This window comes from Sharpea porci (genome assembly GCF_009695655.1).
Classification (GTDB): Bacteria; Bacillota_I; Bacilli_A; order Erysipelotrichales; family Coprobacillaceae; genus Sharpea; species Sharpea porci.
In genome coordinates this window covers 23,763-46,989 of the sequence record NZ_VUNM01000020.1, presented here as the reverse complement: position 1 = coordinate 46,989, position 23,227 = coordinate 23,763, and the positions used below count along the sequence as shown (strand labels likewise).

The following is a 23,227-nucleotide window of genomic DNA, read 5'->3' as shown; positions in this document are numbered from 1 at the left end:
TGGTGTATATAGAGCCTTTATTATTTATAGTTTCCATAGCTCTATTATACCACAAAATAGCGGCATCATACACTATATGTGTGATACCGCTATTTTTATGCGTCTATTTTATTTCGGGACAGACCCTTTTTTTATATAGAAAAAGCCAGGATCATCCTGGCTAAAGAAGTGGGGCAAATAATCTCAAGACAATATCAATAATAGAACGCCCACGACGATGTAAATATTTATCTGTGACATTTTCACAAACAGTAAGTGTATTGTTGAAGTCCGTAATCATGTCTTTAATACATGAACATTTAAAAAGCACAGCACCATTTTCAAAGTGATGATAAAGAGAACGGTAATCAAAGTTAATCGTACCACATGTCGCAATCTCGTCATCAGAGATAATTTCCTTAGCGTGCATAAATCCAGGTGTATATTCATAGATTTCTACTCCGGCACGGACGAGATTTTGATAATAGCTGCGTGTAACACGATAGATGGTTTTCTTGTCAGGAATACCAGGGGTAATGATTTTGACATCAACACCTCTTTTCGCTGCAAGAGTGAGTTCTCTTGTCATATCACTTGTCGTAATTAAATAAGGCGTTGTGATATAGACATAATGCTTAGCGCGCTTGATGATATTTAAGTAAACATCTTCACCTGTTGTTTCCTGGTCAAGGGGTGTATCGCCGTAGGGCTGAATAAAGCCATCGGATTTATAATGTGGTGTCATATAGAGGAAGTTTGTGATATTGTCATGGTCATCCTTTATCGCATTCCACATTTCAAGAAAGAGAGCTGTCAATGACTGAACAGCACTACCTTCGATACGTATGCCAGTATCTTTCCAATGACCATAGGGATGAGTGAGGTTGAAATACTCGTTTGCGAGATTATAACCACCTGTAAAACCGACCTGTCCATCAACGACTGTTATTTTACGATGATCACGATTGTTCATAAAGAAGGAGAGAAAGGGCACAACTTTGTTGAAAACACGGGTGTGTATACCGAGCTCTTCCATTCGTTCGATAAAATCTGTGTTGATAAAGCCAATCGAACCAACATCATCATAGAAGATACGTACATCAACGCCTTCTTTGACCTTGGCTGCTAAGATTTCTTTAATAGGAGCAAAGCTTTGGGCATCCTCAATCGCATGATATTCCATAAAGATAAAACGTTTAGCCTTTTTTAAAGCTTCCTTTTGGGCTTCAATAGCATCGGAAGCATTGTTGTAGAAAGTGACATCGTTGTAACGATAGACAGGTGCATTGGCATATTTATAAAGATATGTCGCAATATTACTCATTGAAGGATCTTCCTTCTTGAGTGCATTGAGTGTCTCTTCGTTCTGTTTGAGATGGGGATCAATCTGTTGATCAATAGCTTCGATATGTTTACGAACTGTATATGTTGTTATACTTGCATCAAAGAGTATAAACATCAATACACCTAAGACTGGAAAGACTAAGATTAACATAATCCATGGCAGCTTGATATCGGGATTGCGTCTTCCAGCATAGAGAAATAAAGCAATAATAACAGCAATCACCTGCAAGCCTCCCGAAATATAAGGCGATATATCAACAACTTCTGTCATTAAATAAGCAAGCCAGACAAGTTGTAGTATAACTGAGACAACGACAAAGAATAATCTTTTTACACTATTCTTGACGTCACCAATTTCTTCATTAGTCATATTCATGTATTTATCACATCCTTTTCTATCATTATAGAGGAAATAGAAAAAAATAGATATCTTTTCTTCTTCTTTTTAGCAATCACCTATTGACAGTGCTAAAAATCGATGTATAATACAATTAGCACAAAGAAGAAGAGAGTGCTAAAGGGAGTGATATTATGAATGAAAAATTCACACAGACAATGCAGGAAGCTTTTGGCAGAGCAGCAAGTTCTGCTATGGCATTAGGACAGCAGGTCATTGATGTAGAACATTTGCTGTATGCCTTATTGGAAGATTCCAGCGGTATATTTTATCGCGTGCTCTCAAAGTTAGGAATTAGAGTTAACGATGTCAGAGATTATTTGAATGCATCGATCAATAAAAAACCCAATGTTGGTCAGGTAAGTGAAAATGACTTACGTATGAGCTATGATTTAAATCAGTTAATAGGCAATGCTAATACAGTCATGACACAATATAAGGATAGTTATATGTCAGTTGAACATTTAATTCTTGCCTTATTTAAGACCAATACAACATTTATTAATGATTTTATTAAGAAATTCAATCTCAATGAAAAACAAGTAAAGAAGATCATTGATGAAATGCGTGGTGGACATAATGTTGATAATCCAAATCCTGAAAACAACTATGAAGTCTTAGAAAAATATGGACGTAATTTAATTCAGGATGTGAGAGATGGCAAGCTTGATCCAGTCATCGGTCGTGATGAAGAAATCAGACGTGTGATTCAGATCTTGAGTCGTAAGACAAAAAATAACCCAATCTTGATTGGTGAACCAGGTGTTGGTAAGACAGCCATTGTTGAAGGATTGGCTTGGCGTATTTTCAAGAATGATGTGCCTGAAACATTGAAAGGCAAAACATTGTTTGAACTTGATTTAGGTTCACTTGTTGCTGGGGCTAAATATCGTGGTGAGTTCGAAGAGAGATTAAAAGCCGTATTATCAGAAATCAAGAAGTCTGAAGGTAACATTATCATGTTTATCGATGAAATTCATCAGCTAGTTGGCGCTGGTAAGACAGATGGGGCAATGGATGCTGCTAACTTGTTGAAACCTATGCTTGCTCGTGGTGAGTTACATTGTATTGGGGCAACAACACTTGACGAATATCGTGAATATATTGAAAAAGATCCAGCTCTTGAAAGACGTTTCCAAAAGATTCTTGTCGGTGAGCCAGATATTGATGACACGATTGCTATTCTTCGTGGTTTAAAGGAATCCTTTGAAAGCCATCATGGTGTTCAGATTACTGATAATGCCATTATTGCAGCAGCCCATATGAGTGATCGTTATATCACAGATCGTTTCTTACCTGATAAAGCCATCGATTTAATTGATGAAGCCTGTGCAAGTGTACGTATGGAAATTGATTCAATGCCAGAAGAACTTGATAGCTTAACACGTGATAAGAATAGACTGGAAATGGAACGTATTTCTATTGAAAAAGAAGATCAGAGTGAAGATACAAAAGAACGTCTTGCTTCTATCCAGGAAAAGATTGCTTCATTGAATGAAAAGATTTCTGGCTTAACAGATAAGTGGAAAGAAGAAAAATCTAGCCTGGATCATGTTAAGAAATTGAAAAATGAAAAACAGCGTCTTGAAACAGCAATGTCCCAATATGAGACAGAAGGCAATCTAGAAGAAGCTTCACGTATCAAATACCAAACTTTACCTGCTATTGAAAAGGAAATTGCAGCTCATCAGGAAGCTGAAAAAGAAGATGCATTATTGCAGGAGAAAGTAACTGTCGATACAATCTCTGAAGTCATTTCTCGTTGGACACATATTCCAGTAAGTAAATTGATGGAAAGTGAAAAAGAGAAATTATTACATCTAGAAGATATTCTTAAAAAACGTGTTATGGGGCAAGATGAAGCCATTAAGACGGTGACTGATGCGATTTTAAGAAGTCGTGCAGGCATTAATGATGAGAATCGACCAATTGGTTCCTTCCTCTTCCTAGGTCCTACGGGTGTTGGTAAGACGGAAGTCGCAAAAGCTTTAGCTGAACAGCTCTTTGATAGTGAACGTAATATTGTTCGTATTGATATGAGTGAATATATGGAGAAATTCAGTGTGTCACGTCTTGTCGGTGCACCTCCAGGATATGTTGGTTATGAAGAAGGCGGTCAGTTAACAGAAGCTGTACGTCGTGCTCCTTATAGCATTGTACTGCTCGATGAAATTGAGAAAGCTCATCCTGATGTCTTCAATATTCTCTTACAGTTATTGGATGATGGACGTTTAACGGATTCTAAAGGCAATGTTGTATCCTTCAAGAATACAATCATCATTATGACAAGTAATATTGGTTCACAATACTTGTTGAATGGTAATACACCAGAGAATAGAAAGCTTGTTGAAGAAGACTTAAAAGCGCACTTCAAACCTGAATTCTTAAACCGTATTGATGAAATTATTATGTTCAATAGTCTGAATGAATCTGTTGTTTACGATATTATTGATAAGTTCGTTGGTGAACTTGAAGAACGTTTAAGTGAAAAGAAGATTACATTAAGTGTTACAGATCGTGCTAAAGCAAAGATTGAAGCTGATGCTTATGATGTGACATTTGGTGCTCGTCCAATCAAACGTTATATCCAGAGTAATATTGAAACACTTCTTGCTAGAGAAATGATTGCTGGTCATGTTAAGGAAGGTGACCATGTTGTCATTGACTATGATCAGGGATTTGTTATTAGACCGGCTCATTAAGCGAAGAGAAATCTTCGCTTTTTTGCTTTTAGAGGAACACTGTGGTAGAATTGCTTTTCTTGAGTAAAGAGAAATGTTAGAATACAAGGCGGAGGAACTTTATGCAAAGATATTTTATTAAGAATACACAGATGCATGATGGCATTATTGAAGCGGATAGCGTCATGCATAAGCATATAAGTAAAGTTATGCGCTATACAAATGGTACCCATGTTATCTGCATAGATGAGGATCACAATGTCTATGACTGTACGATTGCGGATGTCACAAAGGGTGTGCTGATTAAAGAAAAGCATATCGATGAGAATCATGAACTTGATGTTGATGTGACACTCGTTTATGGCTTGCCAAAAGGAGACAAGTTTGAATTTGTGCTCAAGAAGGCGACAGAGCTTGGGGTAAGCCGTATCGTTCCATTTATGTGCCAACGCTCAATTATCAGAACGGACGCTAAGAGTCTTAAAAAGAAGTATGAGCGCTACAACCGTATCATTCAGGAAGCTGCTGAACAAAGCGAAAGGGAAATTCTCCCTGAAATTACTGAACTTGCAAATATTAAGACATTGCATCAGTACTTAAGTGAAGTCAATCTAGTCGCTTATGAAGAAGCAAGTCGAAATCACGAAGAAAGCACTTTTCATCAAGCACTTTCTCAACTCACTAAATCCATTACGATTATTGTTGGACCTGAGGGTGGTTTTGATGAAAGCGAAATAGAAGCAATGGAAACATTAGGAATTAAGCGCTGTGGTTTAGGCAAAAGAATATTACGCAGTGAGACAGCACCACTCTATATGTTGAGTGTCATTGGATATGAAAGAGAGCTGAATAATAATGGGATTTATTGAAAAATTCAACAAACAAGCAACAATCATAAAATTAAGTAAAACACCACTCTATAAAGAAATAGAGGAACATAAGAATCTATTAAATGATCATAAAATTGATTTTAAAGTCAAACAAGAAATGGATCTCTTTCTATTTGAAGTGATCTATCGAAGCTTCTATAATGAATGGCGCATTAACCGTGCTTGGGATGATTTTAGAGGTGAATACTACGATACGTTCAACTATATTAATTATGAAGAAAAGCAGAAGATGTTTAATAATGATCTATCTCCAGTCTTAGCAGAACTGCCCCATTTCTATGAGAAGACGAGTGATTTAGAAATCTATCTTCCCCAATACGAACCAGAAATTAATCGCTGGTTTATTCAGGATTATAGTTTGACAACACTTAAACAACATGCTGAAAAGATTAAGAATATGGCCATCAATCCTCATACACCTCTTGATCTTTATGGAATCAATATGTTTAATACCAACTTTTCTTCTTTAGAGAAGGTTTATGATCAAGATGGTTTTCTTGCTTATTTCTTCAAGGATCAGGATATGATTTTTATTCTAGAAAAAGCATCTCTTGATCTTGTCAACCGTATTTATCTCAGCATGCCTAAAGTAGAGCGTAAGATTGAAATAGAGGATGTTAAGACATTATGCGCTTATTTTATGGACGAAAAGAATAAAGATGTGCTTGACTATATGTTGGAAAAGGGATTGATGAATGAGAAAGTTCATAAGAAATTAAGTAAATTAATTAAGGAGTAAAGAATGGCAAGTGTAGCATTTCATACATTAGGATGTAAAGTTAATAGTTATGAATCGGAGGGAATGCTTGAACTCTTTAAGCAAAGAGGATATACAAGCGTTGACTGGAAAGAGAAAGCTGATGTCTATGTCATCAATACATGCACAGTCACGAATACAGGCGATGCCAAAAGCAGGCAGATGATCAGACGTGCTAAGAAGGAGAATCCTGATGCTATTATTGCTGTCGTGGGATGTTATGCCCAGGTGGCGAGTGGTGAGGTTGCTGAGATTGAAGGTGTTGATATTGTCATTGGGACAAAACATCGTGAAAAGATTGTTGATTATATAGAGGAATATAAGAATAATCATAAACAGATTGTCGATGTTTCCGATGTCATGAAGCTAAAACAATTCGAAAAACTCAATATCACATCTTTTGAAAATCGTACAAGAGCCTTTATGAAGATTCAGGATGGCTGTAATAATTTTTGTACTTATTGCATCATTCCTTATGCCCGTGGCGGGGTGCGTTCAAGAGCGCCAGAAGATGTCTTAAGACAAGCACAGGAACTTGTGAATCAGGGATTTGTAGAAATTGTTCTCACTGGTATTCATACTGCTGGATATGGCATGGATTTAGAAAATTATAGTTTTAGTGACTTATTAAGGGATCTTTCAACCAAGGTTGAAGGGTTAAAGAGAATACGTATTTCCTCTATTGAAATGAGTCAGGTAACACCTGAAATCATTAACTTAATAGCCACTTCACCAGTAATTGTTGATCATCTGCATATTCCTATTCAATCTGGTACGGATGAAACTTTAAGACGTATGGCAAGACATTATACAACAGCTGAATTTGAAGATAATCTCAACAAATTAAAGAAAGCTTTGCCAACCCTTTCAGTCACAACAGATGTTATTGTTGGATTTCCAGGAGAAACTGAAGAAGATTTCGAACATACCTATAACTGGATTAAGAAGTGTCATTTCAATCAGCTTCATGTCTTCCCGTATTCAAAGCGCAGTGGAACACCTGCAGCAACCATGGCTAATCAAGTACCTGGTGATGTGAAGAAAGAACGAGTGAAGCGTTTAATGGCTTTAAGTGATACATTAAAGCATGAATTTGCGCTCAGTCAGGTTGGAAAGACGCTTGAAGTGTTATTTGAAGAAGAAAAAGATGGCTACAAGATTGGCCATGCTTCCAATTATTTGCTTGTTAAAGTAAAGGATGATAGGATTAAGCTTAATCATCTTTATGATATTAAGATTATTGCCTGTGATGGAGTGGATCTTTTAGGGGAAAATCATCATGAAGAGAATCAATGAATTATTTGATGTTGAGGAAGATTTTAAGATTTTATCTTTACATAGTGATTCTAGATATGTTGGTAAAGACTCAATCTTCTTTTGCGTCGAAGGTTTAAGTACGGATGGACATAAATATGCTGATGATGCTGTCTTTCAAGGGGCAAAATGCATTGTTCACTCTAAGCCACTAAAGCGTGAATATCCTGGTGTGCTCTATATACAGGTCAATGATGTTTTGGCTGAGCTTAACCGTGTTGCGAATATCTTTTATGACTATCCATCATATAAAATGACAGTATTTGGTGTGACAGGAACAAGCGGGAAAACAATTGTCTCATTGATGATTAAGGATGTATTGGGACATTATATTCGTATGGGATATGTGGGAACAAACGATTCCCAGTTTGATAATCGTATTGTTCATTCTCCTTATACAACACCTGAACCAATCTATCTGCACCGTACCCTTAATGAAATGGTGAAGTCGAATGTAAAAGGGGTGGCTTTAGAAGTCTCTTCTTATGGCCTAACACTGCATAGAGTGGATTCTATTGACTTTGATGTTGCAATATTCACAAATCTTTATCCTGAAAATCTTGATTTACACGGTACAATGGATAATCTTATGCGTGCTTATGCCAAGCTCTTTGAACGATTAGATGAAAAGAATACAGCGATACTTAATGCAGATTCCGTTGTCTTCAATCATTTTCTACAGACCAATGATGTCATCAAGGCTAAAATCATTACTTATGGCATTGAACATCGTGCTGACATCATGGCGCATGATATTCGTGAATATATTGATCATACAGAATTCATCTTGCTTCTTGATGGACATATGTTTGATGTCTCTGTTCCAATACTTGGAGGCTTTAATGTTCCGATGGTTCTTGCTCTTATTGCAGCGCTTAAGTCGATGGAGATGCCTCTTGAACAAATCATTGAAGCATTGGGCTTTATTAAACCGATTGATGGACGCATGGAGCTTTTAGACACGGATCAGCCATTTGATATCTTAATTGATTATTGTGCCTATATACATTCTTATGAAAATATCTTTAAATTTGCAAGAAAGGTGAAACGAGGCAAAGGACGTATTATTGCCGTATTTGGTCCAAGTGGCACACGCAGTGAAGAAAAGGAAATCGAAATAGCGAGACTGGCGAATAATTATTGTGATCAGGTGATTTTAACGGAGCAGGATGGTCGTATAGATAATGTTCAGGAAGCCTGTGAAATGATGCAAAACTATATTTCAAAGCCTGTTTCTGTCATTATCACAAATCGACGTATTGCGATTTCACAAGCTGTTGAACTTGCTTGTAAAGATGATATAATTTTAATATTGGGAAAAGGTCATGAGCAATTCATGGCATCAAGTTTGTCGAATACACCTTATCCAGGAGATAAATATGTTGCCAAGAGTGCTATTGATGCAATCTTTAAAGGAGGAAATGAAGATGAAATATAATAAATATATTGACCACACTAATTTAGCCCAGGATGCCACAAGAGCAGATATCAAGAAGCTTTGTGATGAAGCTAAGGAATATGATTTTGCGAGTGTTATGGTTAATGCCTGCTGGGTAAAATTCTGTGCCGAAGAATTAAAGGGAACAGATGTTAAGCCATGTACTGTTATCGGCTTCCCACTAGGTGCTACGACAACTGCTACAAAGGTTTTTGAAGCCAAGGAAGCTGTTGAAAATGGTGCCCAGGAAGTAGATATGGTAATTAATGTTGGCGCATTAAAGGATCATGATGATGCTTATGTCTTAAATGATATTAAGGCTGTTGTTGATGCTACACCTGGTAAAATCACAAAAGTCATTCTTGAAACATGTTTATTAGATGATGAAGAAATTATTCGTGCATGTGAGCTTTCTGTAGAAGCAGGTGCTGATTTTGTGAAAACATCAACGGGATTCTCTAAAGGGGGAGCAACTGTACATGCTGTTAAACTTATGAAGGAAACTGTTGGCGATCGTTGTCAGGTCAAGGCATCAGGTGGTATTCATACGCATGAAGAAATGATGGCCATGATTGAAGCTGGTGCAACACGTATTGGTGCATCTGCAGGCGTGAAGTTAATGGCTGAATAAATATCTCATAATTGATAAAAAAGTATTGCATTAATGTAATGAGATGTTATAATGACTAACGTAATCTTAGAAGTAAAGGGGGGAATGTCCAATGGCTAAAACTGTAGTAAGAGAAAACGAATCTTTAGATGACGCTTTACGTCGTTTCAAAAGACAGGTATCTAGAACAGGAACCCTTGCTGAAGCTCGTAAGAGAGAATTCTACGTTAAACCTGGTTTAAAGAGAAAAATGAAATCAGAAGCAGCTAGAAAGAATCAGCGCAAGAGAAGAAGATAAAAGTAAGAAAGAAGGTGTAATGCCTTCTTTTTTTCATGTATAATGGAATTAGGAAGTGAACATTTATGGAAAAAAGACTTGAATTAGCAGATTATACAATTGAAGAAATCCAAGCCCTTTGTGGACCTAATGAAGAAAACATTGCTATTCTTGAAGAGGAATTCAAGACTGATATTATTGTAAGAGGTAATGAAATCATCATTCAGGAAGAGAATGAACAATTAGAAGATGTCATTATGCATCTGTTGAAGCTGATACGTAAGCATATCCGTGTTTCAAAGAAAGAAATTATGAGTGCTATTGCCCTCAGTAAATCCAATCAGCTCAAAGATCTTGAATCACTTTATGCCATTCAAATTGCTAGAACGCATTCAGGTAAGCTGATTACACCAAAGACAATTGGACAAAGAGATTATTATCTTTCGTTAAAGAATAATGATGTTGTCTTTGCGATTGGACCAGCTGGGACAGGTAAAACCTATCTCGCTGTTATCTTTGCTGTACAGGCCTTAAAGAATAATGAAGTTAAACGTATCATCCTTACTCGCCCAGCAGTCGAGGCAGGGGAATCGCTTGGCTTTCTACCTGGGGATTTAAAGGAAAAGATTGATCCTTATTTACGTCCGCTTTATGATGCATTATATGATATGCTTGGTGTTGAGAAGACGGAAAAACTGATTGAAAAAGGCGTGATTGAAATTGCCCCATTAGCTTATATGCGTGGACGTACACTTGATGATGCCTATGTCATTCTTGATGAAGCACAGAATACGACAAACAATCAGATGAAGATGTTCTTAACAAGACTTGGCTTTAACTCTAAAATGATTATTACAGGTGATATTACTCAGATTGACTTAGCTCATGGTGTTGAAAGTGGTCTTAAGGTTGCTGCAAAGCTGCTTAAAGGAGTGAAAGGTATCAAATTCATTTATTTAAGTGCACTTGATGTTGTGAGACATCCTGTTGTAGCAAGAATAATAGAGCGCTATGATGAAGAAGCAAAAAGAAGGGAAGAACTTCGCAAGAACCGTACTTAATACGGTTCTTTTTTGTGTGCTTGCAGCACACCAAAGATATGTCTCTTTTGTATAGAATAATGGTGGTCAAAAAGAAATCTTCATGAAGCAAGACCGTCATATTTAAAAAGAAGGGAAAAGATTATGGAAGAAAAAAGCGTTAATAAGAGCGGCTTTGCGGTTGCCGCACTTGTTTTAGGTATTGTTGGAATTGTGTTCTCATTTATCCCAATCATCAATAATGGCGCATTTGTCCTTGGTGTTCTTGCTGCCATATTTGGTATTATTTCACTTGCCAAGAAAGCTTCAAAGGGAAAGGCGATTGCAGGGCTTGTATTAGGGATTCTTGCGATTGTCATTACACTTGTTATGCAAAGTGCTTTTTCAAGTGCTCTTGACGACACAAGCAAGAAACTTGATAAGGCAACTGGCAATAGTACCAACGAAGTGTTAAAAAAAGAAGTCAACGTCACATTGGGGACTTTTGAAGCCAACAAGGATGAATATGGTATTGTGAGCACAAAACTACCTGTCACTGTTAAAAATATCACTGATAAGAAACATTCTTATAGCATTCATATTGAAGCAGTTGATGCTAATGGGAAAAGAATTGCTGATGACTATGTTAATGTTAATGATTTAGGTGGTAATCAGTCACAGGATTTTAAAGCTTTTGAAGCAGTTGAAGAAGAAAAGGTAGAAAGTTTAAAAAAAGCTCAATTCAAGATTATTGAAGCATCAAGTTATTAAAAAGATGGTTGATTTACAGCCATCTTTTTCATTTATTCGAGGATTGTTAAGCCGTGTTCATCCAGCAATGTATTTGTCTCTATAACATTCATTTTATGGACAATCGCAAAGATAATAGTAGCATCAAAGGGGAGCTTAGGATAAAGCGTACTTGCCCCAGCAAGCTTAAGAACACGGTTTGTTTGTTCGAGCGTAAGCCCCATCGCAATCGCTAAAGCCAGAATCTTTATTTGTGAGGGATTGCTTCTTTTACCATTGAAAATCTGATTAGCATAGTCTCTTGATAGACCTGATGCGTTAATCACCTGTGCTCTTGTCAGTCCTTTTTCATCAAGTAAGTCATTGAGATAGCTGGCAAGTGTTTGTGTTTTGAGATTGGATAGGACATCATCTAGCGAAACACGCTGATCACTAAGTATTGACATTAATTCTTCTGTTTTCATCTTATCACCATAAACTATGGTATAATGGAATGGATGAGAATGCAAGGAGAGGGAGTATGCTTGAGGGATATAGCTATTTAAAGACAATCAAGAGCGAGGATGCCAAGAAAATCTTTCTCGTCATAAATAATCAAACAAAACAAATATGTATCGAAAAGGTGCTTAAGCATGGTGATGCAGAACTCTATAAGCGCCTCAAGTGTATTCATGATGGTATTCCTGAAGTCTATCAAGTCACCGAGGATGATGACGATGTTATTGTTATTGAAGAATATATTCAATCCCCGACATTGGAAGCCTATCGTATCGAACATCAACTTGAAGAAGGAGAGGTTATAGGTATTATGCATCAGTTACTGAACATTCTTATGGTACTGCATGCTTCAAAACCTCCCATCATTCATCGTGATATTAAGCCTGAGAATATCTTCTATAATGGTTATCGTGTTGTTCTTGCTGATTTTGATATTGCCCGTAGCTATAAGGCGACACAAAGCAAGGATACAGAGGTGCTAGGAACACTAGGCTATGCAGCACCGGAACAGTTTGGTTTTGATGAAACAGGAGTGACTGCTGATATTTATGCATGTGGTGTGCTATTAAATGTCTTGTTGACAGGGGAATTGCCTTATAAAAAACAAGCAGAAGGCATTTATCGCAAAATTATCACTAAAGCAACAAGCTCTTCGCCTCAAGATCGTTATCAAAGCGCTCAAGAAATGAACAATGCCTTCAATCGTTTATCATTACCCATCTCGCTCAATTTTCCTTCCATACCACATCCTATAAAAACAATACTTCTTGTAGTTTATGGATTGTTGATGCTTGCGGTTACTGCAACAATGAAAACAAAAGAAGTAACAAGTGCATTTGGGTTACTTCTTTATCGTTTCTGGATTTTCTTTACACTGATCTATATTCCTATGTGTTTTCTTAATACCTTTGATCTCTATCGTTTCTGTCTTTTTAAAAAGAATCCACATCGTATACTAAGAATAGCGGGAAGAGTGATTTCTCTTACATTTTATTGGTTTGTGATTTCCGTTATCATGATTGCTTTTTTCTAAGATGTAATGCGATGCTTATTGATAAAGTCGAGTATCTTTTTGTGAGCTGTCGGAATGGCAGCTTTTTTAAGATCTGCATTTGTCATGAGATAGCTATTAGGTGCACTTAGGATAAAATGAAAGACATGCATATGCCAAGTACGATGTGTAAAGACATGTTTAAAGTCCTTCACAAAGCTTTCTAAATAAAGAGGCTGTCCAAATTCTTTTTCAAAAGTTTCCATAAACATATATGGATCACTCACTTCATACTGTATAAGACCATACATATGTTCTAATAAACCTTCATCATTCACTTTCATCATGACCTGATCCTGATAAGTGATATAGCCGGTGATAAAAGAATGTTCTGTTTTCTTGATTTTTTTAATATGAATAGGCAATACTTTTTCTTCATGATGTTTATAAGCCTGACAATATGTAACGAGTGGACAGTTTGAACAATCTGGATTCTTTGGACGGCAATAGGCATTTGATAAATCCATGAGTCCTTGATTAAAGGAGGCGGAATCTTTACCAACAATCATCTTGTTGGCATAATCAGTGATACGCTTGATGGTTTTAGCTTGTGCAATATTATCATGTAAGCCTAGCATTCTGCTTAAGACTCTTAAAGCATTACCATCAATAGCTGCATATTCTTCATGATAAGCAAAAGAAGAAATAGCACTTGCGGTATAAGGCCCAATGCCAGGCAGGCTCAAAATGTCAGTGTGATCACGAGGGAATATTCCTTCAAATTCATCAACAATCTTGATGGCAGCTAAATGAAGATTTTTAGCTCTACGATAATATCCAAGCCCTTCCCAGAGCTTATAGACGTCATCAAGTGAAGCGTTAGCTAAGTCTTTAACTGTTGGATAGGTCGAAAGAAAGCGGTAGTAGTAGGGAATGACCGCCGTTACTGTTGTTTGTTGGAGCATGATTTCACTGATCCATATAGCATAAGGATCGTTTGTATGTCGGAAGGGAAGATCCCTTTTGTTTTTCTCATACCAGTTTATGAGTTCATCTGTAAATTTTTGCATATTATCACCAAGTCGATTATACTAGAAATAGATAAAATTGAAAGAAGTGATGCTCATGAAAAAAGAAGATGAGATTATCCGTCAGTCGCTGCTTGCGACTCAGGAATATGATGAACGGTTATCTGTCTTTGCAACCAAAAACAGTGATTATATTAAAGTTCATCCAACCCACACCAAGCCCTATGACTTTGATGTGCGCTGGCCTTATGAAAAAGACATCGACAGGATACTCTATTCAAAAGCCTATCGCCGCTATGTTGATAAAACACAGGCTTTATCATTTTTCAACAATGTTCATATCACAAAGCGATCATTGCATGTTCAATGGGTTTCCCGTATTGCGAGACAAATTGGCCGATGCCTTAATCTCAATACTGACCTTATTGAGGCAATAGCACTCGGTCATGATTTAGGACATGCTCCTTATGGCCATGTTGGCGAAAAGGCAATTAACGAATGCCTGAAAGAACGTGGGGTTGGTTATTTTTGCCATAATGCCAACAGTGTAAGAGAACTACTCTATGTTGAAAGAAAGGGCGAAGGATATAATGTAAGCTTGCAGGTGCTTGATGGCATTCTTTGTCATAATGGCGAAATGATTAACCGTATTTATAAACCTGATGCTTATAAAACTATTGATCAGTTTTGGAAGGAATATCACGAATGCTGGCATACTCCTCATGCAAGTGAACATATAGCTCCAATGACGCTTGAAGGTTGTGTTGTAAGAATAAGTGATGTTATTAGTTATATTGGTAAAGATATTGATGATGCTATTAATGTTGGCTTGATGAAAAGATCGGATTTACCAAGTGATATTACAAATGTTATAGGGGATGGTAATAATTCTATGATCAACCATCTTGTTGAAGATCTTGTCATTCATTCCTATAACAAGCCTTATCTTGAATTCTCTAAAGAAACATTTGAAGCTCTCAACAAACTCTATGATTTTATTTCTATCCATATTCACCATAATCCTGTTCTTGTAAAAGAAAATGAAAAACTCTTCAGGATGGTGAAGGAACTCTATGATGTCTTTTATGAAGATTTAGATGACCCTCATCTTAAAGACCGTGGGATTCAGAAATATCTCTCTGGTATGAATGCAGCCTATTTGAAGACACCTAAAGAACTCATAGTATCGGATTATTTATCTGGAATGACAGATACCTATTTACTGGAATACTATAAAAAAGTCTTCTTGCCAACAATGCGCGAAAACATATCCTAACCACCAAAACCAAAAAAATTTAGATACAAATGGCATGATTCATGGTAGAATAGTTTTTGTAAAGGGGGCATACCTATGAAATTAATCATTGCGATTGTGAATAATGATGACAGTAACGCTGTACAGACTGCACTGACTGAAGGTGGCTATTTTATTACTAAGATGGCTACAAGTGGAGGATTCCTAAGAAAGGGAAATACCACATTCCTAATTGGTACAAATGATGAAAAGGTTGATGGTGCTCTTGAAATCATTAAAGCCAATGCAAAGAAACGTGTAGAAAAAGAACCTACTATTCCTCCAACAGAAATGGGTGAATTTTTTACTCCAATCATGGTCGATGTCCTTGTTGGCGGTGCCACTGTCTTTGTATTGAATGTTGATCGATTCGAAAAAATGTAGGATGGCTGTGCCATCCTTTTTTGTAGGGGGATATTATGGAAATTAAAATACTGGATCATGTTACTGAAACACAGGTCACAAATATTATTGAAGCGAGTGGGGGCAGACATATTCTCAAGGCTCCTGGAACACTGACTTTAGTCGCTACTGTTGGCAACGAGGTCGTCGGTTTTGTAGAACTTGAACGGATGGAAACAGTGACATTGATTTATGCGAAACCAGGCAATATTCAGGTAGAGGTATTTGCCAGCCTGTTGGATGCTATTGAGCGAATTGGCTTAAATCGCATTATTTTGCATCCTTCGGCAACTGCGATGGCCTTTTTTAAGAGTTTTGGTTATCATGAAACGGGAAATGGTACACTTGTCAAGATTTTGCCTAAAAGCCATGATTTCAAGAGTGCAGAGGAAGTTTATGACTTTATTAATAACCAAAAGGATCGTGTCTATTCCCTTAAACAATTCCAAAAATTCATGGAAGATGCCTACAATATACAAAACGGTCTTGCCTCACTTCATGTAGGGGGTACAAATGGCAAAGGATCCACTGTCAATTATACAAAAGAGGTCTTAAAGGTTGCTGGTTATAATATTGGAACCTTTACTTCTCCAGCTCTTGTTCATCCTCTTGATATTATTTGCGTTGATGATCAGGCCATTGATGAAAGAACGATGGTCGCTATTGCGAATCGATTTATGGGTGATTTCCTCGATTATGGCTTATCAAAATTTGAGATGGAAGTCTTTATTGCTGTTGTCTATTTCTATTATCGTGCTGCTGATTTAGCTATTTTTGAAGTGGGGCTAGGAGGACTTCTTGATGCGACAAATGTCATCAAGCCATTGCTGGCTGTTAATACAAATATTGGCTTGGATCATGTAGACTATTTAGGACATACTTATCAAGAGATTGCCTTAAATAAAGCAGGCATTATCAAAGACCATGTTGACTATATGACAGGGGAGACGCGTAAAGAATGTCTAGACGTGTTTAAACAAGAATGCCAGAAGCATGCAAGTAAGCTTATTCAGATTCAACTTCCTGAGCATGTTCAATACAACGATACATCAATAGAATATGATTATCATGACCATCATATTCATTTAAATACAGGTGCTCATTATCAGCTCAACAATTCCGTTCTCGCCATTAATATCTTAGAATACCTCTCACGTTATTTTCCTTTTGACAAGGAAGATCTTACGACTGGCTTAGCACAGGCTTACTGGGCAGGACGATTTGAAACCATCCATCTTCATCCGACAGTCATTATTGATGGTGCTCATAATAGAGAAGGAATGGAAGCTTTCGTCAACAGCATCAAGAAGGATGAACCTGTCAAGATTATTTATTCAGCCCTTAAAGACAAAGATACTCATCATATGATTGAAGCATTATGTAAATTATCTGATGATGTGACGGTGACAAAATTCCCCCATGTTCGCTCAGCGACGATTTCCGACCTGTGTGAAAATATGCCTGTCAAGAAGGATGAAAACTGGCAGCATGCTGTGGATGAAGCACTTAAACAAGAGAAAAAAGTCTATATTACTGGTTCGCTCTATTTTATTTCGCTTGTAAGGGCATATATTCTTCGAAAAGACCTTGCTTAATGGGATTTATTGTGATAAGGTTAACCGAACACTTAAGAAAAAGAGGAAATAATGATTAAAACATTCAAAGAATTAAAATTAAATGAAACTGTACAAAAAGGAATTGAAGCAATGGGCTATGTTGCACCTAGTCCAATTCAAGCTGAGAGTATCCCTGTCCTACTAGAAGGTAAAGATGTAATCGGTCAGGCACAGACTGGTACAGGTAAGACTTTAGCTTTTGGAAGTGTCTTGCTATCGGAGATTGAAAGATCCGACCATATTTCTGCAATTGTCTTATCACCAACACGTGAACTTGCAATGCAGATTGGTGAAGAATTTGGTCGTATTGGAAAATATACTGATTTAAGATTCGCATGTGTCTATGGCGGCAGCGATATTGGCCGTCAGATTCGCACTATTAAACATGGTATTGATGTCCTGATTGGAACACCAGGCCGTGTCATGGATTTGATGAGACGTGACATTGTCTCATTAGAACATATTCAGTTCTTTGTTCTCGATGAAGCTGATGAGATGTTGAATATGGGCTTTGTTGAAGACATTGAAACAATTCTTGCTGATGCACCAAAAGAAAAACAAACGATCCTTTTCTCAGCAACAATGCCTGATGGTATCAAGCATATTGCAGAAAATTACATGAAGAGTGATTATACCCATATCAAGATCAAAGCTGTTCAGCAGACAGCAACAACTGTTAAGCAATACTATTTTGTTGTTCCACAAAACAAGAAATTAGAAGGTTTGTGTCGTGTACTTGATGCTAATGAAATGGATTCATGCATCATTTTCTGTAAGACTAAACGTTCTGTCGATACTTTACAGGATGAGCTTGCACGCCGTCATTATCACGTTGCATGTATGCATGGTGATATTGACCAGAATACAAGAATGCGTACATTGCAGAAGTTTAAGGAACGCAAGGTCCCAATTTTAATTGCGACGGATGTTGCAGCCCGTGGGATTGATGTTGACAGTATTACTCATGTTATTAACTATGAATTGCCACAGGAAGATGAACTCTATGTACATCGTATCGGTCGTACTGGTCGTGCTGGTCATGAGGGTGTGGCCTTCACATTCGTCTCACCAAGAGAAGTCCGTATTCTCCATAAAATTGAAAAGAGCACGAAGTCTCACTTTGAAGAGCTGAACCTGCCAACAGCAGATGATATCTTCAATGCCAAAATGAAAGATGTCCTTACAGATGTACAGCACGTAATGGATAAAGGCAAACAAAAAGACTTCTATGATGTTGTTGCCGAAATTCCAAATGCGATGGTTGATGATGTGCTTGCTTCATTGCTTTATATGAATTATCGTGAACGTCTTGCCTTTGACTATAAGGATGACGATTTATCGACTAAAGTTAAAAGCTATGAACGTGTCTTTGTGAACTGCGGCAGTGCTGAAAAGATCAACAAGACAAAATTACGTAATTTCTTATTAGACGTCGGAAACTTGAGAAAAGATGAAATTGGTGATATCACCATTAAACGTAAGTTCTCTTTTGTGGATATTAAGAAATCTAAGGCTAAAGGCGTTGTTAAGAAATGCTTTAATAAAAAGATTGGCAATCAAAAAGTAAAATTGGAAATTGCGAAAGAAGTACGATAATGAGAAAGAGTTAATCAGCTTTAGATTAACTCTTTTTTTCGTGTCCATATCATATTATTTTGATATATGTTATTTACTTTAGAAAATATCGAAAAAAGACAAATTTGTGTGTCATATTGGTCATAATTACTGATGTAATAGCTTTAGTATTATTAGAAATATAAGCACTTTCAATATTTTGTATGCGTTTAATATTTGTATTAATACGAATTTGACAACGCTATTTTTTCACAAAGGTATTGATTGTAAACCCATACATGTTATATAATAGACCCATGAGTTAAAGGAGGAATTATCTTATGAAAAAGTATGTATACCTTTTTAAGGAAGGTGCAGCTTTGGACATGACTTTAGCTGAAAAGAAGATCCTACTTGGCGGTAAGGGCGCTAACCTTGCTGAAATGACTGGTATTGGTCTCCCAGTCCCACAGGGTTTCACAGTAACAACTGAAGCATGTACACAGTATTATGAAGATGGAGCTAAGCTAACAGATGAAATGAAAGAACAGATTCTGAACGCTTTAGCTGAACTAGAAAAAATCACAGGAAGAGAATTTGGTAATCCAAATAATCCATTACTTGTTTCTGTTAGATCTGGTGCAAGAGAATCTATGCCAGGTATGATGGATACAGTATTAAACTTAGGTTTGAATGACGAAGTAGCAGCACAGTTCGCTGCTGATACAAAGAATGATCGTTTCGTATATGATTCATATCGTCGTTTCATTCAGATGTTTGCCGATGTTGTTAGAGGCTTCCCAAGAGAAAAATTCGAATTACAATTTGAAAAGATCAAAGAAGAACACGGTTATCAGCTCGATACAGACTTTACTGCTGAAGATCTTAAAGAAGTTGTAAAAGTATATAAAGAAGAATTCAAGAAATTGGATCCAGCAGGATTCCCAGAAGATCCAAAAGAACAGTTGATGGCCGCTGTTGGAGCCGTATTTGGTTCATGGAATAATGATCGTGCCATCACATATCGTCGTTTAAATGATATCCCTGGTTCATGGGGTACTGCAGTAAACGTACAGCAGATGGTTTATGGTAACCGTTCTGAACAGTCAGGTACTGGTGTTGCCTTCACACGTAACCCAGCAACTGGTGAAAATGTATTATATGGTGAATATTTAATGAACGCTCAGGGTGAAGACGTTGTATCTGGTGTTCGTACTCCTCAGCCAATTGCTACATTAAATGAAGTAATGCCTCATTGTTATGAACAGTTCCAGGAAATCTGTCATACTCTTGAAAACCATTATAAAGATATGCAGGATATGGAATTCACAATTGAAGATGGTAAGCTTTACATGTTGCAGACTCGTAACGGTAAGAGAACTGCACAGGCTGCATTAAGAATTGCTGTTGAAATGGTTCAGTCAGGCATGATCACTAAGGATGATGCATTATTAATGGTTGATCCTAAGGCACTTGATCAGTTATTACATCCAAACTTCGATAATGATTCTTATAAGGCTGCTAAGGCAGTCGCAACTGGTTTAGCTGCATCACCTGGTGCTGCTACTGGTCATTTATATTTCAATGCTGATGACTTAAAGACAGCTAAAGAGAACGGTGTTCAGGATATGATCCTTGCCCGTAATGAAACATCACCAGAAGATATCGAAGGTATGGTATTAGCTCATGGTATCTTAACTGTACGTGGTGGTATGACATCACATGCAGCCGTAGTTGCTCGTGGTATGGGTACTTGCTGTGTAGCTGGTTGTGGTGCTATTAAAGTTGATGAAGAAGCTAAGACATTAACATTACCTGATGGTAAAGTATTACATGAAGGTGACTATGTATCATTAAATGGCTCTACAGGTGAAGTCTTTGCTGAACAGATTAAGACAGTTCCTCCTACAATTGGCGGACACTTCGCTGAATTCATGAGCTGGGCTGATGAAAGAAGAAGATTAAAAGTTAGAACAAATGCTGATAACCCAAGAGATGCTAAACAGGCAGCTGAATTTGGTGCTGAAGGTATCGGCTTATGTCGTACAGAACATATGTTCTTCGATGAAGAAAGAATCTTTAACTTCCGTCGTATGATTACTGCTGAAACAGTTGAAGCTAGACGTGAAGCATTAAGCAAGATTCTTCCTTATCAGAGAGAAGACTTTGAAGAATTATATAGAACAATGGGTAAATATGGTGTTAATATCCGTTTCTTGGACCCACCTCTACATGAATTCTTACCACATACTGATGAAGAAATTGCTCCATTAGCAGAATCATTAGGTATGACATTTGAAGCATTAAAAGAAAGAGTTGAATCATTAAAAGAATTCAACCCAATGATGGGTCACAGAGGATGCCGTCTTGCTGTAACTTATCCTGAAATTGCAGAAATGCAGACAAGAGCAGTTATTGAAGCTGCTATCAATGTCAACAAGGAAAAAGGCTGGCATATCGAACCTGAAATCATGATTCCTCTTGTTGGTGAAGTGAAGGAATTAAGATATGTTAAGAAGACTGTTGTAGCAACTGCTGATGCTGTTATTGCTGAAGCTGGTGTGGATATGAAATATCATGTTGGTACAATGATTGAAATTCCAAGAGCTGCATTAACAGCTGATAAGATTGCTGAAGAAGCTGAATTCTTCTCATTTGGTACAAATGACTTAACTCAGATGACATTTGGTTTCTCTAGAGATGATGCAGGTAAGTTCTTAGGCGATTACTACAAGAATAACATTTATGAACATGATCCATTCCAGACAATTGATGTTGAGGGTGTTGGTCAGTTAGTTCAGATGGCTGTAGAAAAAGGTAAAAAGACTCGTCCTGATATCATGCTTGGTATCTGTGGTGAACATGGTGGCGACCCTAAGACAGTTGAATTCTGTCATAATGTCGGCTTAACTTATGTATCTTGCTCACCATTCCGTGTACCTCTTGCAAGATTAGCTGCTGCTCAGGCTGCTGTTAAAGAAGATCGTAAGAAATAATAAAGCTAAAATGGTTAATCCTGGTAACCAGGACTAACCTTTTTTATGATATTAGCAGTTTTGGCGCTTTAAATAATCGTGGGGTTTGACGAATTTCGCTATAAGAAATCGTGGGGTCGAAGTTGATAAAATTTAAATTCGCTATAAAAAACTGTGGGGTCAGTATGCACCTGATGCATACGATTCCACAGTTTTTATCCGTCTCCTTATTTTTAGATTATTGCTTTTATTTTGCTTTTTGTTTTCTATTGTTCAGTATCTTGTCAACGATGTACAGGTCACTAAATCCGGAATCATATTCGTTATGAAGATTCTGCGAAAACATGATTTTGTTTCTTGCCCTGTTAAAATTTCTATAGCCATTGGCATTGCTGAGTATCTTCTTGATGTAATTGTTCTTGCCTTCTAAGGGTCCATTGGAAATTCTTCTTCCATTCACCCATGTGAAGGAATTGAGATATTCTCTTTTCCAGGATTTCAGGGTTTTTGAGATTGTCACACCTTCTTTCGTCCCAAGCTGATGAAATCTGTTGATTATTTCGTCAAGTTCCTTTTCTAGGTCGTGTTCCGCTGCGGATTTCTCGTCAATGTCATCAAGGGCCATGAATGCCTCCTTGACATCATAGAAGGCCTTTATATCATCACTGATGGAAAGAAGCTCATCTAGCACGGTTTTATTGACACAATGGTAGCCTAGTATCGAATCGAATCTATATGTCTCAATATCAATGGCTGGACCGTACTGCATGAGAAGCCTGTATCTGAATTTGAGGAGTCTGTATTCCTTTGACTGTTTGTCGTCAGAATGTTTACGCATCTCCCTTTTTCTAGTATTATTGAGCTGATCATTTACGAGCTTGACAACATGAAAATGATCAACAAGATAGGTAGCGTTTTTGAAGTAAGTGGCTATGATGCTCCGATATGGCTCATAGAGATCCGAACATACAAACTCTACCTTTTCTTTTTCCCTTTTTTCGCCTTTTCCTTTCTCTGCATCTATTGAATAGAAGTAGTCACTAAGGACGTTCTGCCATCTTGAATTGATGATATCAACAATGACTTTGTTTTCAAAGTTCATCATGACGAAGGCATATTTCTGCTGGCTATGTCTCTGAAAATAGAACTCGTCTATAAGAAGTATTCGTGGCAGCGGATGTCTCCTTACCTGAATGTTCTCGTCAAAAAGGCTGATGACCTTCGTCGTGCTTATATCGTATTTTCTTGCAACAGATGCAAAGACAGAGTTAAAAGGCTTAAGATCCTCAAGGATATGCAGCTGGGTTACCTTGGCGATTTTTGTCGTTTCATCAGCCAGAGGAACATGATCGTAGAAAGACGTACCGCAATCCTTGCAGCATAAACGCTTGAAAGAGACCATGTAGGTGCTAG

19 protein-coding genes are annotated in these 23,227 nt (G+C 37.3%); 15 read left to right on the top strand and 4 right to left on the bottom strand.

Annotation, left to right across the window (positions count from 1 at the left end; genetic code table 11):
• Window positions 1-160 precede the first annotated feature (160 nt).
• Window positions 161-1,699: a cardiolipin synthase gene (gene cls, locus FYJ79_RS08700; protein WP_229771432.1), complete on the bottom strand. Its 1,539-nt coding sequence runs from the start codon at window positions 1,697-1,699 to the stop codon at window positions 161-163.
• Between the two features lie 155 nt (window positions 1,700-1,854).
• Here cls and clpB point away from each other — a divergent pair, with 155 nt between their 5' ends.
• The 9 genes from clpB (at window position 1,855) to FYJ79_RS08655 (ending at window position 11,477) form a co-directional block, all read left to right on the top strand.
• Window positions 1,855-4,422, top strand: a complete 2,568-nt coding sequence (gene clpB, locus FYJ79_RS08695; RefSeq protein WP_154516964.1) for an ATP-dependent chaperone ClpB — start codon at window positions 1,855-1,857, stop codon at window positions 4,420-4,422.
• A gap of 101 nt (window positions 4,423-4,523) precedes the next feature.
• Window positions 4,524-5,270: an RsmE family RNA methyltransferase gene (locus FYJ79_RS08690; protein WP_154516960.1), complete on the top strand. Its 747-nt coding sequence runs from the start codon at window positions 4,524-4,526 to the stop codon at window positions 5,268-5,270.
• A complete protein-coding gene (locus tag FYJ79_RS08685; RefSeq protein ID WP_154516956.1) occupies window positions 5,257-6,030 on the top strand; it encodes a hypothetical protein in 774 nt (257 codons plus the stop codon). Before FYJ79_RS08690 ends, FYJ79_RS08685 begins: the two co-directional genes overlap by 14 nt.
• 3 nt (window positions 6,031-6,033) lie before the next feature.
• Complete coding sequence (gene mtaB / locus FYJ79_RS08680) at window positions 6,034-7,344, top strand: tRNA (N(6)-L-threonylcarbamoyladenosine(37)-C(2))-methylthiotransferase MtaB (protein ID WP_154516953.1); 1,311 nt, start codon at window positions 6,034-6,036, stop codon at window positions 7,342-7,344.
• A complete protein-coding gene (locus FYJ79_RS08675) occupies window positions 7,328-8,800 on the top strand; it encodes a Mur ligase family protein (RefSeq protein ID WP_154516950.1) in 1,473 nt (490 codons plus the stop codon). The genes mtaB and FYJ79_RS08675 overlap by 17 nt, the downstream gene beginning before the upstream one ends.
• The gene (gene deoC, locus FYJ79_RS08670) at window positions 8,790-9,431 is read left to right on the top strand and encodes a deoxyribose-phosphate aldolase (protein WP_154516947.1); all 642 of its coding nucleotides are present in this window, start codon (window positions 8,790-8,792) and stop codon (window positions 9,429-9,431) included. Before FYJ79_RS08675 ends, deoC begins: the two co-directional genes overlap by 11 nt.
• Before the next feature lie 91 nt (window positions 9,432-9,522).
• Complete coding sequence (rpsU, locus tag FYJ79_RS08665) at window positions 9,523-9,708, top strand: 30S ribosomal protein S21 (protein ID WP_033161745.1); 186 nt, start codon at window positions 9,523-9,525, stop codon at window positions 9,706-9,708.
• A gap of 65 nt (window positions 9,709-9,773) precedes the next feature.
• Entirely contained in the window at window positions 9,774-10,748 is a 975-nt protein-coding gene (locus tag FYJ79_RS08660; protein ID WP_154516944.1) for a PhoH family protein, read from the top strand.
• 123 nt (window positions 10,749-10,871) lie between these two features.
• Complete coding sequence (locus FYJ79_RS08655; RefSeq protein WP_154516941.1) at window positions 10,872-11,477, top strand: FxLYD domain-containing protein; 606 nt, start codon at window positions 10,872-10,874, stop codon at window positions 11,475-11,477.
• A 32-nt stretch (window positions 11,478-11,509) separates the two neighbouring features.
• Here the strand turns inward: FYJ79_RS08655 and FYJ79_RS08650 are convergent, their stop codons facing one another.
• Entirely contained in the window at window positions 11,510-11,920 is a 411-nt protein-coding gene (locus FYJ79_RS08650; protein ID WP_154516938.1) for a helix-turn-helix domain-containing protein, read from the bottom strand.
• 56 nt (window positions 11,921-11,976) lie between these two features.
• On the opposite strand from FYJ79_RS08650, the gene FYJ79_RS08645 reads away from it, so the two are divergent.
• Entirely contained in the window at window positions 11,977-12,987 is a 1,011-nt protein-coding gene (locus tag FYJ79_RS08645) for a serine/threonine protein kinase (RefSeq protein ID WP_195837053.1), read from the top strand.
• Here FYJ79_RS08645 and mutY read toward each other — a convergent pair.
• The gene (gene mutY, locus FYJ79_RS08640) at window positions 12,984-14,015 is read right to left on the bottom strand and encodes an A/G-specific adenine glycosylase (protein WP_154516932.1); all 1,032 of its coding nucleotides are present in this window, start codon (window positions 14,013-14,015) and stop codon (window positions 12,984-12,986) included. The genes FYJ79_RS08645 and mutY overlap by 4 nt on opposite strands.
• A gap of 55 nt (window positions 14,016-14,070) precedes the next feature.
• Here mutY and FYJ79_RS08635 point away from each other — a divergent pair, with 55 nt between their 5' ends.
• The 5 genes from FYJ79_RS08635 (at window position 14,071) to ppdK (ending at window position 21,835) form a co-directional block, all read left to right on the top strand.
• On the top strand, window positions 14,071-15,249 hold the full coding sequence (locus FYJ79_RS08635) for a deoxyguanosinetriphosphate triphosphohydrolase family protein (protein ID WP_154516929.1): 1,179 nt from the start codon (window positions 14,071-14,073) through the stop codon (window positions 15,247-15,249).
• 75 nt (window positions 15,250-15,324) lie between these two features.
• A complete protein-coding gene (locus tag FYJ79_RS08630) occupies window positions 15,325-15,651 on the top strand; it encodes a cyclic-di-AMP receptor (RefSeq protein ID WP_154516926.1) in 327 nt (108 codons plus the stop codon).
• A 35-nt stretch (window positions 15,652-15,686) separates the two neighbouring features.
• Window positions 15,687-17,264 (top strand): glutamate ligase domain-containing protein, encoded by a 1,578-nt coding sequence (locus tag FYJ79_RS08625; RefSeq protein WP_154516923.1) that lies wholly within the window; start codon window positions 15,687-15,689, stop codon window positions 17,262-17,264.
• Window positions 17,265-17,315: 51 nt separating this feature from the next.
• On the top strand, window positions 17,316-18,881 hold the full coding sequence (locus FYJ79_RS08620; protein WP_154516920.1) for a DEAD/DEAH box helicase: 1,566 nt from the start codon (window positions 17,316-17,318) through the stop codon (window positions 18,879-18,881).
• Between the two features lie 299 nt (window positions 18,882-19,180).
• Window positions 19,181-21,835 carry a pyruvate, phosphate dikinase gene (gene ppdK, locus FYJ79_RS08615; RefSeq protein ID WP_154516917.1) on the top strand — a complete coding sequence of 885 codons (2,655 nt, stop codon included), beginning with the start codon at window positions 19,181-19,183 and terminating at the stop codon, window positions 21,833-21,835.
• 226 nt (window positions 21,836-22,061) lie between these two features.
• Here ppdK and FYJ79_RS08610 read toward each other — a convergent pair whose 3' ends face one another.
• Window positions 22,062-23,216: an ISL3 family transposase gene (locus FYJ79_RS08610; protein WP_154516914.1), complete on the bottom strand. Its 1,155-nt coding sequence runs from the start codon at window positions 23,214-23,216 to the stop codon at window positions 22,062-22,064.
• Window positions 23,217-23,227: the final 11 nt, after the last annotated feature.

Bases quoted from the DNA above. Each gene is read 5' to 3' on its own strand.
- clpB (WP_154516964.1), top strand. From the start codon at position 1,855: ATGAATGAAAAATTCACACAGACAATGCAGGAAGCTTTTGGCAGAGCA.
- FYJ79_RS08635 (WP_154516929.1), top strand. From the start codon at position 14,071: ATGAAAAAAGAAGATGAGATTATCCGTCAGTCGCTGCTTGCGACTCAG.
- FYJ79_RS08675 (WP_154516950.1), top strand. From the start codon at position 7,328: ATGAAGAGAATCAATGAATTATTTGATGTTGAGGAAGATTTTAAGATT.
- FYJ79_RS08655 (WP_154516941.1), top strand. From the start codon at position 10,872: ATGGAAGAAAAAAGCGTTAATAAGAGCGGCTTTGCGGTTGCCGCACTT.
- FYJ79_RS08690 (WP_154516960.1), top strand. From the start codon at position 4,524: ATGCAAAGATATTTTATTAAGAATACACAGATGCATGATGGCATTATT.
- deoC (WP_154516947.1), top strand. From the start codon at position 8,790: ATGAAATATAATAAATATATTGACCACACTAATTTAGCCCAGGATGCC.
- mutY (WP_154516932.1), bottom strand. From the start codon at position 14,015: ATGCAAAAATTTACAGATGAACTCATAAACTGGTATGAGAAAAACAAA.
- FYJ79_RS08685 (WP_154516956.1), top strand. From the start codon at position 5,257: ATGGGATTTATTGAAAAATTCAACAAACAAGCAACAATCATAAAATTA.
- FYJ79_RS08650 (WP_154516938.1), bottom strand. From the start codon at position 11,920: ATGAAAACAGAAGAATTAATGTCAATACTTAGTGATCAGCGTGTTTCG.
- cls (WP_229771432.1), bottom strand. From the start codon at position 1,699: ATGAATATGACTAATGAAGAAATTGGTGACGTCAAGAATAGTGTAAAA.
- mtaB (WP_154516953.1), top strand. From the start codon at position 6,034: ATGGCAAGTGTAGCATTTCATACATTAGGATGTAAAGTTAATAGTTAT.
- FYJ79_RS08630 (WP_154516926.1), top strand. From the start codon at position 15,325: ATGAAATTAATCATTGCGATTGTGAATAATGATGACAGTAACGCTGTA.
- FYJ79_RS08620 (WP_154516920.1), top strand. From the start codon at position 17,316: ATGATTAAAACATTCAAAGAATTAAAATTAAATGAAACTGTACAAAAA.
- FYJ79_RS08610 (WP_154516914.1), bottom strand. From the start codon at position 23,216: ATGGTCTCTTTCAAGCGTTTATGCTGCAAGGATTGCGGTACGTCTTTC.
- FYJ79_RS08625 (WP_154516923.1), top strand. From the start codon at position 15,687: ATGGAAATTAAAATACTGGATCATGTTACTGAAACACAGGTCACAAAT.
- FYJ79_RS08645 (WP_195837053.1), top strand. From the start codon at position 11,977: ATGCTTGAGGGATATAGCTATTTAAAGACAATCAAGAGCGAGGATGCC.
- rpsU (WP_033161745.1), top strand. From the start codon at position 9,523: ATGGCTAAAACTGTAGTAAGAGAAAACGAATCTTTAGATGACGCTTTA.
- ppdK (WP_154516917.1), top strand. From the start codon at position 19,181: ATGAAAAAGTATGTATACCTTTTTAAGGAAGGTGCAGCTTTGGACATG.
- FYJ79_RS08660 (WP_154516944.1), top strand. From the start codon at position 9,774: ATGGAAAAAAGACTTGAATTAGCAGATTATACAATTGAAGAAATCCAA.